11 protein-coding genes are annotated in these 12,245 nt (G+C 62.3%); 6 read left to right on the top strand and 5 right to left on the bottom strand.

The genetic code is table 11. The features are described from left to right. Positions 1-13 precede the first annotated feature (13 nt). Genes LQK84_RS13735 through LQK84_RS13725 form a run of 3 tightly spaced genes read left to right on the top strand, consistent with a single transcriptional unit; the run spans position 14 to position 3,913 of the window. The gene (locus LQK84_RS13735; RefSeq protein ID WP_230829299.1) at positions 14-379 is read left to right on the top strand and encodes a sarcosine oxidase subunit delta; all 366 of its coding nucleotides are present in this window, start codon (positions 14-16) and stop codon (positions 377-379) included. Next, positions 376-3,369, top strand: coding sequence for a sarcosine oxidase subunit alpha (locus tag LQK84_RS13730; RefSeq protein WP_230829298.1), 2,994 nt, complete (start codon positions 376-378; stop codon positions 3,367-3,369). Before LQK84_RS13735 ends, LQK84_RS13730 begins: the two co-directional genes overlap by 4 nt. Beyond that, positions 3,362-3,913, top strand: a complete 552-nt coding sequence (locus LQK84_RS13725; protein ID WP_230829297.1) for a sarcosine oxidase subunit gamma — start codon at positions 3,362-3,364, stop codon at positions 3,911-3,913. Before LQK84_RS13730 ends, LQK84_RS13725 begins: the two co-directional genes overlap by 8 nt. Here the strand turns inward: LQK84_RS13725 and LQK84_RS13720 are convergent. Both LQK84_RS13720 and LQK84_RS13715 read right to left on the bottom strand, forming a co-directional pair. Next, on the bottom strand, positions 3,865-4,656 hold the full coding sequence (locus LQK84_RS13720; RefSeq protein WP_230829296.1) for a ParA family protein: 792 nt from the start codon (positions 4,654-4,656) through the stop codon (positions 3,865-3,867). The genes LQK84_RS13725 and LQK84_RS13720 overlap by 49 nt on opposite strands. A gap of 259 nt (positions 4,657-4,915) precedes the next feature. Further along, positions 4,916-5,128, bottom strand: a complete 213-nt coding sequence (locus tag LQK84_RS13715; RefSeq protein WP_230829295.1) for a hypothetical protein — start codon at positions 5,126-5,128, stop codon at positions 4,916-4,918. A 119-nt stretch (positions 5,129-5,247) separates the two neighbouring features. On the opposite strand from LQK84_RS13715, the gene LQK84_RS13710 reads away from it, so the two are divergent. Then, positions 5,248-6,183: a LysR substrate-binding domain-containing protein gene (locus LQK84_RS13710; RefSeq protein ID WP_230829294.1), complete on the top strand. Its 936-nt coding sequence runs from the start codon at positions 5,248-5,250 to the stop codon at positions 6,181-6,183. 72 nt (positions 6,184-6,255) lie between these two features. On the opposite strand, the gene LQK84_RS13705 is transcribed toward LQK84_RS13710, so the two are convergent. The 3 genes from LQK84_RS13705 to LQK84_RS13695 form a co-directional block, all read right to left on the bottom strand. Next, positions 6,256-6,738, bottom strand: a complete 483-nt coding sequence (locus LQK84_RS13705) for a MaoC family dehydratase (RefSeq protein ID WP_230829293.1) — start codon at positions 6,736-6,738, stop codon at positions 6,256-6,258. Positions 6,739-6,796: 58 nt separating this feature from the next. Next, positions 6,797-8,755 carry a glycogen debranching protein GlgX gene (glgX, locus tag LQK84_RS13700; RefSeq protein WP_230829292.1) on the bottom strand — a complete coding sequence of 653 codons (1,959 nt, stop codon included), beginning with the start codon at positions 8,753-8,755 and terminating at the stop codon, positions 6,797-6,799. A gap of 75 nt (positions 8,756-8,830) precedes the next feature. Continuing rightward, entirely contained in the window at positions 8,831-10,096 is a 1,266-nt protein-coding gene (locus LQK84_RS13695; RefSeq protein ID WP_230829291.1) for an MFS transporter, read from the bottom strand. 96 nt (positions 10,097-10,192) lie between these two features. On the opposite strand from LQK84_RS13695, the gene LQK84_RS13690 reads away from it, so the two are divergent. After that, positions 10,193-11,218: an AraC family transcriptional regulator gene (locus LQK84_RS13690; protein WP_230829290.1), complete on the top strand. Its 1,026-nt coding sequence runs from the start codon at positions 10,193-10,195 to the stop codon at positions 11,216-11,218. A 94-nt stretch (positions 11,219-11,312) separates the two neighbouring features. After that, a complete protein-coding gene (locus LQK84_RS13685; protein ID WP_230829289.1) occupies positions 11,313-12,239 on the top strand; it encodes a porin family protein in 927 nt (308 codons plus the stop codon). Positions 12,240-12,245 lie beyond the last annotated feature (6 nt).

The raw sequence follows: 12,245 nt of genomic DNA, 5'->3' as shown, positions 1-12,245 counted from the left end.
CCCGGGGGTCCTGATGCTTCTCATTTATTGTCCCTATTGCCAGGAAAACCGCTCGGAGCTGGAATTCCACGCCGCCGGCGAAGCCCATATCGCCCGGCCGGAAAACATTGCCGACATCTCGGATGAAGCCTTCGCGGAATATTTCTTCCTGCGCGACAATCCCAAAGGCTACATCTACGAGCGCTGGCGGCACCAGCATGGCTGCGGCCGTTTCTTCAACGCCGTGCGCCACACGGTCAGCGACAAGTTCGTCGTCACCTACAAGGCCGGCGAAGCCAAGCGCTCCCTTGAATCTCTTAACATCGAGCAAGGCCAGGAAAAGTGGGAACCGGTTTTCCGTCCGGACTTGCGTACAAACAATGAAGGAGGTGCCAAGTGAGCGGCGCATTCCGTATCGCCGGCAAGGGCCGGCTGACGCCCGCCCGTCAGGCGCGATTCTCCTTCGACGGCCAATATTACACGGCGCTGGAAGGCGACACGATCGCCTCCGCCCTGCTGGCAAACGGCGTCCATCTCATGGGCCGCTCGTTCAAGTATCACCGCCCGCGCGGCGTCATCTCGGCCGGCTCCGAAGAGCCGAATGCGCTGATGAACGTTGCCCGCGACGCGTCGCGCGAACAGCCCAACGTCCGCGCCTCGGTGCAAGAAGTGTTCGAGGGCATGAAGGTCAAGTCTCAGAACCGCTTCCCGTCGCTGTCTTTTGACATCGGCGCGGTCAACGACATGCTCTCGCCCTTCTTCGCCGCCGGCTTCTACTACAAGACCTTCATGTGGCCGAAGGCTGCATGGAAGCATGTCTACGAGCCCTTCATCCGCGCCGCCGCCGGCCTCGGCAACGCCCCGAAGGAAGCAGACCCCGATCACTACGCCAGCCGCTTCGCCCATTGCGACGTGCTCGTCATCGGTGGCGGCCTTGCCGGCATCACGGCAGCACTGGCCGCAGCCCGTGCCGGCGCTGACGTCATCCTCTGCGACGAGCGCCCGGAACTCGGTGGTGCCGCCCATTTCGACGGCAACCTGACCGTTGACGGCCAGCCGGCCTATGAATGGGCTCAGGGCGCAGCCACGCGTCTGGCTGCCCGCCCCAACGTCCGGGTCCTGACCCGCACCACTGCATTCGGGTATTACGACCACAATTTCGTCGGCCTCGCCGAACGCGTCACCGACCATCAGGCCATCCCGGAGCGCGCAGCGCCCCGCGAACGGCTCTGGAAGGTCCGCGCCAAGAAGGTGATCATCGCCTCCGGCGCCATCGAACGCCACATGGTCTTCGACGGCAACGACCGTCCGGGCGTCATGATGGCATCGGCCGCCCGCACCTTCCTCAACCATTACGGCGTCGCCGTCGGCTCGAAAGTCGGCGTCTTCACGGCCCATGATTCGGCCTATGAGGCCGCCTTCGATCTGGCCAATGCCGGCGTGAAGATCGCCGCCATCGTCGACACGCGCGACAACCCGGGCGAAGCCGTCCGCGCCGAAGCGGCCCGCCTCGGCATCGAGGTCATGACCGGCCAGTCGGTCGTCACCACCGGCGGCAAGCTCCGCGTCAATTCGATGTCCGTCATCCGCAAGACGGGCGGCACGCGCCGCAGAATCGACATCGACGCGCTGATCACCTGCGCCGGCTGGACGCCTTCCGTCCACATGTTCTCGCAGACACGCGGCAAGCTGAAATATGACAGCGAAAAGGCCCGTTTCCTGCCCGACATCTATACCGAGAACTGCATCTCGGTCGGCGCCTGCAACGGCACGGACGATGCCGCAGCCCTCGTCGCCGAAGCCTTTGCGGCCGGCACCGATGCTGCCCGCGAAGCCGGCGCCACCGGCGATGTCCGCACCGCGCCGGAAGCAGCATCCGCCTATGCCTGGACCGGCGGCATGATCGGCACGCCGGAAGGCGCCGGCCCGGAAACCCATGGCAAGGCCTTCATCGACTTCCAGAACGATGTCTGCGCCAAGGATATCCGTCTGGCGGTGCGCGAAGGCATGGCCTCGATCGAGCATATCAAGCGCTTCACCACCAACGGCATGGCCTCCGACCAGGGCAAGCTTTCCAACATGCACGGTCTGGCGATTGCTGCCGAAGCGCTCGGCAAGGACATTCCGGAAGTGGGCCTCACCACCTTCCGCTCACCCTACACGCCCGTCACCTTCGGCACGATCCTCAACCACAATCGTGGCCCGCTCTTCGACCCGGCGCGCAAGACGCCGATGCATGAGCGCGAAGAGGCGATCGGCGCCGTCTTTGAAGATGTCGGCAACTGGAAGCGCGCCTGGTTCTACCCGCGCCCCGGTGAAGACATGCACGCCGCCGTCAACCGCGAATGCAAGACGGTGCGGACAAGCGTCGGCATTTTCGATGCCTCCACGCTCGGCAAGATCGAGGTTGTCGGCCCGGATGCGGCCGCCTTCCTCAATCTCATGTACACCAACGCCTGGGACAATCTGAAGCCCGGCCGCTGCCGCTATGGCATCATGCTGCGCGAAGATGGCTTCGTCTATGACGACGGCGTTGTCGGCCGCATCGCCGACGACCGCTTCCATGTCACCACGACGACCGGCGGTGCCGCCCGCGTCATTAACCACATGGAAGACTATCTGCAGACGGAATTCCCGCATCTGAAGGTCTGGCTGACCTCGGCCACCGAGCAATGGGCAACCGTTGCCGTCCAGGGTCCGAAGGCACGCGACATCATCGCGCGCTTCGTTGAGGGCGTCGATCTGACCAACGAAGCCTTCCCGCACATGAGCGTGGCCGAATGCAAGGTGATGGGCGTTCCCGCCCGCCTCTTCCGCATGACCTTTGCCGGCGAAATGGGCTTCGAAATCAACGTGCCGTCAGACTATGGCGCAGCCCTTTGGGATGCGCTCTATGCTGCCACACAGGCCGCAGGCGGCTGCGCCTATGGCACGGAAACCATGCACGTTCTGCGCGCCGAAAAGGGCTATATCATCGTCGGCCAGGACACGGACGGCACGCTGACGCCGGACGATGCCGGCGTTGCCTGGGCGGTTTCCAAGAAGAAGACCGATTTCGTCGGCATCCGTGGCCTCAAGCGCCCGGATCTCGTGCGCCCCGGCCGCAAGCAGCTCGTCGGCTTCAAGCCGCGTGACGGCAAGACGCTCGTGCCGGAAGGCGCGCAGATCGTCGAAGACCCGAACCAGCCGAAGCCGATGAAGATGCTCGGCCACATCACGTCGTCCTACTGGTCGGAAAACCTGGGCACGAGCTTCGGCCTCGCGGTCGTCGCCGATGGCCGCGCCAAGATCGGCCAGACGCTCTATGTGCCGCTGGAAAAGGAAACCATCGCGGTCGAAGTGACCGACACCGTCTTCTATGACAAGGAAGGGAGCCGCATCAATGCTTGAGGCTCAGGCAACACGTACCCTCCCCCAGAAGCTGAGCGCATCCGGCTCCGGCACCGCCTCGGTGACGCCGCTTCAGCCCATGACGCGGCTTTCGCTGCGCGCTGACGCGGATGCTGTCGCAACACTCTCGAAGGCGCTTGGCGTGACGCTGCCGACCGCGCCGCTCACCTCTGCCGAAAAGGATGGCCGCGCGGCCCTCTGGCTCGGCCCCGACGAATGGCTGCTGATCGACGCCAGCGGTGCCGACATGATGGCGCTTCTCGCCGGCGTGAACGTGCTGCATTCGGCGACCGACGTTTCGCATCGCAATACGGGTTTCGAGGTGAAGGGGCCGATGGCCGCCGCCGCCATCAATGCCGCTTGCCCGCTGGATCTCCGCGACACCGCCTTCCCGGTCGGCAAATGCGCCCGCACCGTGCTCGGCAAGATCGAGGTGATCGTCTGGAAGAAGAGCGCCGACACGTTCCATGTCGAATGCTGGCGGTCGTTCTCGACCTATGCTCTGGGCATGCTCAACGAAGGCGCCAGCGACGCTGCCGCGTAACGCCTGAAGGGATCGCGCTTGACCGGCAACGGTTCGGCGCGCTCCTCTCCGAAGCAGATGCCCGAATAGGGCGCCTGCGCATCCTCGTCATCCGCGATGAAGGTCTTCACCTCGCGCAACAGCGCCGTCATATTGGCGATGGCCTTGTCGATATTGCTCGTCTTTGCCGGATCGAGCTCATCCAGAAGGCACCCCTTCTCGAACATGTCGCGATAGGCGCTGCGTTCGACAATGGGCGTGGAGAGCATCGAAATGCCCTTCTCATCCAGCATCGCCTGCACCTTGCGCAGCGACCGCGTCGTCACCAGCGGATTGACGCGGGAGAGCAGCACCGCGCGCCGCACCCGGCAGCGCGTATTCTGCATCACCATTTCAATGATATTGAAGACATGCACCGCGCCCTGCCCGTCGAGCACACTGCCTTGCACGGGCACCAGAACCAGATCGGAAAGCCCCGAAGCCAGCGCAATCAGCATGTCCGACGCGCCGGAAAGATCGATGATGATATGCTTGTAGTGCCCGCGATTGCGCCGAAGATGTTCGGCAAGATTGGAAGCCGAAATGCCGCTGATGGCATCGATCTTGCCACCCGCCTTGGCGCACCAGTCGGTCGCGCTTGAGAACCGGTCGCAATCGAGAACCAGAACACGCTTGTCCTTACGAGCATAAGCCGCTGCCAGGAGAACCGCCGCCGTCGTCTTCCCCGAGCCACCCTTGGCATTCGCCAACGATATGATCGCCACCTGTCGTTACCCCGTCCTACGCGCATTTCAGTCCAACAGACCGAATCGCATATTCATATCATGACAAAAAAATGACGGCGCCAATATTACTACATCTTGTTGGAAAAATTATATTATTGAAAACTAATATTTCTGCGCGATTCAAAGACGGCATCATCGGTTGATCGAAGCAACATAAAACCCGGCAAACGAACAGCCGCAATAAAAAGCCCGGCGCATGGAACTGCACCGGGCCTTTTGTTCAACAGTATCGTTCGGATCAGAACGCCGAAACCTGGCGATGCGCCGTCGACACGCGCGCAACGGAGGCTGCCGAATGCAGGTCGCCATAATGCGCGCGGGTCACGGGTGCGCCCTCGACGCCGATATCGGACTTGAGGAAATCCGGAACGCTGTGCAGGGCATGGGAGAGGCGCTGCTGCGAGCGGCGGATTTTGAGAATTTCCATGATCTTGGTGACTTCGTGTGCCATGTCGCCACTCCTTTTTATTTATCTTTGATGTTTCCTTGTGAGGGAGCTTATGACGCATTGATAACAAAAAGAGAAACTGATAATTTTTCTCTCTCTTTCAAATTATTTTTGAAGTTGCGATGCTGTTCATTCCCGGAACCCGCGCCTTGAAGACCCTGCTGGCGGCCCGCCGGCACCTCAATTTCACCCGCGCGGCGGATGAATTGGGCCTGACGCCGGCCGCCGTCAGCCATCAGATCAAGGAGATCGAGGATCAGCTGGGAGCCCTCCTCTTTCACCGCGCCGGCCGCAGCCTGCGGCTCACCGAGGCCGGAACGATCTTCTGCGACGCGGCCGAGGAATCGATCGAAACGCTGACGCGCGCCGCCTCGCGCATCCAGAAGCTTTCGCGCGGCTCGACGGCGCTGCGCATCAGCGTGCCGGTGGAGCTAGCCACCAAATGGCTGATGCTGAAGGTCGTGCAGTTCCGCCGCCTGAACCCCGGCATCGACCTGCGCTTCGACATTTCCTACGACACGCGCAATTTCGATCTCGACGATATCGACCTCGCCATCCGCTTCGGCACCGGGCACTACGAAGGCCTGCGTTCGGAACGTCTGTTCGGCAATGTCATCGTACCGGTCTGCAGCCCCCGTCTCTTGAACGCGGAGCGCCCGCTGAAGGAGCCGCGCGACCTGCTGCAGCACACACTCGCCCATGTCGAATGGTCTGGACAGGGCATCACCTGGCCCAACTGGAATGTCTGGATGGCCGCTGCCGGCATTCCCGACTTCGATGACCGCAGCGTGCTGTCCTTCTCGTCCTCATCGGACGCGATCGAGGCGGCACTCAGCGGCGTTGCCGTGGCGCTGGCCGATTTCGCCATCGTCGCCAACGATCTGGCGGAAGGCCGGCTCGTCCAGCCCTTCGAACTCGGCATCCGCATCCCGGCCGAGTTCGCCTACTTTCTCGTCTATCCGGAGCAAAGCGCCAACGACCCGCGCATCCTCGCCTTCCGCGAATGGATCCTGGGCGAGGCGCAGCAGATCGAGCAACAGGAACGGCCGATCGTCTGAGGCTGTGCCACCCTCATGCTGAGGAGCGCGCAAAGCGCGCGTATCGAAGCATCGAAGCATCAATGGCGGGCGTCACAGCGCCGGACGATCCGCCGGATCGAATTGCACGATGGTAATCCAGGTCGCCGTCAGCGCCGGCTTTGTCTCGTTCTCGATATCCACCGTCACGTTGTATGTGATCATCAGCATGTTGCCGCCGCGAAAGCGCGCATCGTCGATCTTGAAGCGGCCACGCACCCGCGAACCGGACTTGACCGGCGACATGAGACGGATTTTCTCGAACCCGTAATTGATCCCCATCTTCTGTTCGATGATCTGCGGCGCGCCGGAGGCGTTCATGGCAGAGAGCAGCGACAGCGACAGGAAGCCATGGGCGATCGTCGTGCCGAAGGGTGTGTCCTTGGCGCGCTCGGGATCGACATGGATGAACTGATGGTCGAGCGTCGCATCGGCGAATTTGTCGATCATCGCCTGATCGACGGTGATCCACTCAGATACGCCCACCTCGGTGCCGATGAGCGCGGGAACATCCTTCAGGTGAATTTTAGGGGGCATGAGAAATTCCGTGCAAAGTCAGTCGTAAGAATATCAATAGCGCGGCAACATGCCGGAATTATTGCGGTTCTTCAACGGCAAAGAGAACGCTACGCGCCGGAACGGTAAATGTCGATCCGCCCTGCCCGCCCTCAAGCTCGTGCCACAGGAGCCCCGGCAACCGGAAGGAGACAGGTCCGCCGCCGCGGTTGAAGAGCACGGCCAGACGCGTTCCGACACCCTTCAGCACGTCGCGCGTCCTGACGATCATGGCAAGCTGCCCCTGATCTTCCGCCTCCCATTCGCCGACCGTCATCGGAGCGCCGGTGGGCGAGAGCCACGCAATATCCTCGTCAACGCCGGTGAAGAAATCGGCACGCGCGAAGACATCGAAACGCTTGCGCAGACCGGCGAGGAAGCGCGTGTAGAGCACCAGTTCCTCGTCCAGCAGCTCCCAGTCGAGCCAGGTGATCGCATTGTCCTGGCAATAGGCATTGTTGTTGCCCTGCTGGCTGCGGCCGCCCTCGTCGCCCATGGTCAGCATCACCGTGCCGCGCGCGGCAAACAGTGTCGCAAGGAGCGCTTTCACATCGCGCCGCCGCGCCGCATTGATCGAGACATCCTCGGTCAGCCCTTCGGCGCCATTGTTCCACGAATGGTTTTCGTTATGGCCGTCGCGATTGTCCTCGCCATTCGCCTCATTGTGCTTGCCTGCATGCGAGACGAGATCGAACAGCGTGAACCCGTCATGTGCGGCAAGGAAATTGACGCTGCGCGTCCGCTTTCCGCCATAGCGCCCGAAGATTGGCGAGGAGCCGGCCAGCACCGTCGCCAGCGCCCCGACCATATGCCCGTCGCCGCGCCAGAAGCGCCGCATGTCATCACGCGCCCGGTCGTTCCATTCGAGATAATCATCCGGGAAATTGCCGAGCTGATAGCCGCCGGGGCCGATATCCCAGGGCTCGGCGATCATCACCCGGTCGGAGAGAAGCGGATGACTTTTGATCGCCTGGAAGAGCGCCGCATTCGGATTGAACCCGGTCTCCTCGCGACCCAGAACCGGGGCGAGATCGAAACGAAACCCGTCAATGCCGGCCTCGGAGACGAAATGCGCCAGCGTATCCACCACCAGCCCGCCGGCAATCGGATGGTCCAGCGACAGCGTATTGCCGCAGCCGGTATCGTTGACGAGAATGCCGCGCTCGCCGGGCAGATGGCGGTAATAGGCGAGATTGTCGAGCCCGCGCATGGACAGCGTCGCGCCATAGCGGTCGCTCTCACCCGAATGGTTGAAGACGAGATCGAGGATCACGCCGATGCCCTCGGCATGCAGCGAGGCCACCGTCTCGCGCAATTCGGCAAGACCGCCGGAGCAGAGACGCGGGTCGAGCGCCATGAAGGCAATGGGATTATAGCCCCAGCCGTTGGAGAGTCCAAGCGGCGGCAGATGCCGCTCATCGATCCAGGCCGTGATCGGCATCAGTTCGATGGCATCGACGCCCAGCCGCTTCAGATGCGCAATGACCGACGGATGGGCAAGCGCCGCCACCGTGCCGCGCTGCGCGGCCGGCACATCCTCGTTCAGGATCGTGAACGGCTTGACCGCCACCTCATAGACAAAGCCGCCGGGCTGGAAACGGGGCGGCTCGACGCTGACCAGCGTCTGCCCCACGACCCGCGCCTTGGGCACGATATCGGCCGTGTCGTCTCCGAAGCTCGAAAGCCGGGGCGAGTAGACGAAGGGCCGGTCGAGTTCCTTCGCATATGGGTCCACCAGCAGCTTCGCATCGTCGAACCACAGACCATGATCCGGCGCATAGGATCCGGACGCCCGGAAGCCATAAAGCGCGCCCTCGCCCAGACCTTCGGCAAAGGCACGGAACACGTCGTCCACCCCGCGCTCCATCGGCAAACGCACGATCTCCGTCACGCCATCCGGGGCGTAGAGGCAAAGGTCGATGGCCGCTGCATGTTCCGACCACACGCCAAACTGCGTGCCGTTGGAAAGAAGCGTTGCGCCAAGTTTGGGAGAATGCATGCGGGCTCCAGGTATCTTGAGTCGTCCCATCTTAGACCAGAGATCGGCTGGCGTGCAAAGCGCGCTTGGGTCCGTTTACGCCTGTGCCGCCCGGCCCAAAGCGCGGACAGCCGGCAGAGCGGGGCGAAGCGTCAGGACGGCGACCACCGCCGTCAGTCCGCCGACAATCAGGAACATGAAAGGCATCGACACCGAAAGAGCTTCCAGCGCGAGGATCGTCACACCTGAGAGCATCATGGCAAGACCGCTCACCATGTCACCCGTGCCGATCAGCCGCGCTCTGAAAGCAGGCGGGGTCTCGCTTTGCAGAACGGTATTGAGTGGAACTAGAAACAGGCCCGTTCCTGCAGAAAGCACGAAGATATCGGCAAGTAGACGAATGGGCTGGTTGGCCTGCACGGCGAAAGGAATGTCGATCGCCGGCAGTGCGATGACAGCGAATAGCAGCGCGAGTGCCGATAGGTCGCCACTCCGCCCCCCCACGAGAAAGCGAGAACCGAAAGCGCCGAGACAGAACCCAGCCGCGGTGGCAATGAAGATCATCGTCGCATAGGCAGTCGACTGTCCCGGCATGGCGCCCGGCAAGAGTGGCATCAGGGATGTGGTAATGGCTCCCTGATACCAGAACCAGCTGCGACCGATGAGAGGCCATCGCAGCACCGGCTGTTCGTGGCAGAGCCGGCGAAGGTCTCCAAGGTCCTGCGCCAGACTGCGCAGGGGTGGCGATGAACCGGCAACGGCCTTCTGTCTGGGGATCGCAAAAGCTGCCACCAGCCCGAGCAACGCTGTCAGGACGCCGAGTGCTGCCACCAGCAGCACGCCTTGCGGGAAAAACAGCAGCAGGCTCCCGGTGATCAGACCGGCCAGGATAGCCAGCGTGTTGGTCGCCCCCATCCAGGCATTCGCGTCGATCAGACGGTCGGGGCTCACAAGCTCCGGCAGGATGCCAAGCTTCGCTGGCCCAAAGAAGGCCGTTTCGAGGCCCGCCAGAAGCAGGCTGACCAGCAGCAATTCTCCATTGCCGGTCGAGAGCGCGAGTGCGACGATGATGAAGACGGCAAGCTCCACGAGCTTGCAGGCGCGGATCATCAATGCCTTCGACCTCCGGTCGGCAAGCCTTCCGGCAGGGAGCGAAAGAAGGAAAATCGGTGTTACGATGAGCAATGTGCTGAGCGCGACAATCGTTTCGGGCGCAAGTCCAAATGCGCGCAGCTGGCCGAACCCCAGAAGTGTCAGCATCGCACCGCGCAGTTGATTATTGTTGAAAGCGCTCAGGGCCTGTGTAACAACCAGCGCAGAAACCTTGCCCGATACTGCGACAGTGCCCTGATCTTCACTCATCCTGCCCCCCGTTGTGTGAATGAGATGATGATTACGTCGGCGATTGACGATAGGCAACCGGGCATCGCACGCGACGCAGGACGTGAGTGAGCGAAGATGAAGGACTGGAGCTGGCGACCAGAACTCGGCGCATGGCAGTTCGACCGCCATGGCTATCCGTCCGACCCTGCCTTCCTGTCGCTCGGCACAAACCTGGCCGGCGACGAAAACCCGTATGATTTCTGGCGCAGGATCGCGTTCGCGGATTTCGAAGCGGACCCCTTGCGCAAGGAAGAGGCGAGACATTTCCGCGCCGCCGCGTCCGGTTACACCTGGCAGAAGGCCGATTTCTTCGTCAGCGAGTCTGACCCGGTCTCAGGCGGCCGCACACGCCGGCATATCGAGGCCGACGGGTTGGAGAGCATCAGTATCGGTCTGGTGGTCGAGGGCCGCCGCGACGCGGTTCAGGACGGCGACGACCGGATATCGACCGGGCCGGGAAGCATGTTCATCTATGACGGCGCCAAGCCTTCGACAGTCGCCTGGAACCGTCACAAGGTCGTTTATGTGGTGACCCGCCGCGATGCCGTTTGCAACGCGCTCGGCGGCGATCCGGGTCCGGTCTCGCTGCTGACGAAACGGCTGGAACGCTCGCCGATCGGCAAGGTCCTGCGCGACCACATGATGTCCATGGCACGCAACATGAAGCTCGCCAACCGCTACGTACAGGCCTTCCTCCTCTCGCAGGCAGCGGATATGGCCGTGCATGCCATCACCAGCCACAATAGCGCAGATAGCCAATCTGACCAGAATTCCGGGCTGCTGGCCGCAGCCACAGCCTATATCGAACAGCATCTGAGTGAACCGAGCCTGAGCTCCAGCCGGGTTGCGCGGGCGCTGGGCTGCTCGCGCTCAACACTGTACCGGCTGTTCTCCAGCCACGAAACCGGGGTTGCCGGCTGCATACGCGATCTGCGGCTCGACCGCGCAAGAGTACTGATCGAGAACGCACCGGCGCATATTCCCGTCACGGACCTCGCCCTGCAATGCGGAATCTACGACACCGCCAATTTCTCGCGCCAGTTTCGTCGCCGCTTCGGTATCCCGCCCAGCGAACTTCGCGGCCTGAACAAAACCGACTGATGTGAGACAATTTGAATATTCGCGAGACGCCAGGACTTCTGGCCTTGCGAAAATTCCTGCTACCCCAAGACCAACAGGTTCAAGGGGATCATTCATGTACCGCACTCTCTTCGTTGCAACCGCGGCGGCGACACTTGCCATTTCCGGCACCGCCTTCGCCAGGGATAAGACGAACCGCAACGCCGCCCTGCCAAGCCTCGACCAGGTGAAGCCCCTGCCGCTCTCTGCGCTTCCCGCTGGCGCCACAGAAGATGCCGGCTTCTTCCATAATTTCCAGCTCTCCGCCGAAGGCAGCTACGGCGAGGTCAGGCACAAGGCCGGCCAGCCGGCAGCGCTTCGCCAGTACAGCACCGGCATGGCCGTTGGCCTGAGCTTCGACTTGGGCGACTATGCCTTCGCGTCGATTACCGGCAACTTCTCCTCCAATGTCATCAAGTCGAAGGTGGTGCAGTTCCCGCTCGACCTCTCCGCCAATGCCTATAGCCGCGGTTTCGATGCCATCATCGGCGTCAAACCTCTGCCGTGGCTGCGCGCCGGCTTCATCGGCGGCATGGGCAACGGCAACGCCGGCTACACATTCACCGCCTTTGGCGGCGGCTCGAACAGCGTCAGTGAAGGCCAGCGCCTCGGCGGCTTCGTCGGCGCAACATATGTGACCGGTCCGGTCGCCCTCTCGGCCGACCTCGTCTATCTCAACATCCGCAACAGGCAGGATTACGGTCCCAACAATACTCCGCAGATCGCCACCTGGGGCTCGGATCTTCTGAGCCTGTCGCTGGGTGCAAGCTACCGCGTACTGCCGCAGCTGACACTCTCTGCCGGTCTCGGCCTGAACCACATCATGAAGCAGACGGTCGCCCCCGCGGATACGGCGAACGACATCAACTGGGCATCGCTGCAGCTCGGGGCAACCTACGCCGTCACGGAAAATCTCGACGTGAAGCTGAGCGGATCAACCTGGCTCAACAACAACAAGTTTGACTACAGCCGCGTCGCCCTCGGGCTGACCTACAAGTTCTGAGGGGAA

It is taken from the genome of Rhizobium sp. C4, from assembly GCF_021026315.1.
Lineage (GTDB): Bacteria > Pseudomonadota > Alphaproteobacteria > Rhizobiales > Rhizobiaceae > Ensifer_A.
This window is presented reverse-complemented; position numbering and strand designations above follow the sequence as displayed.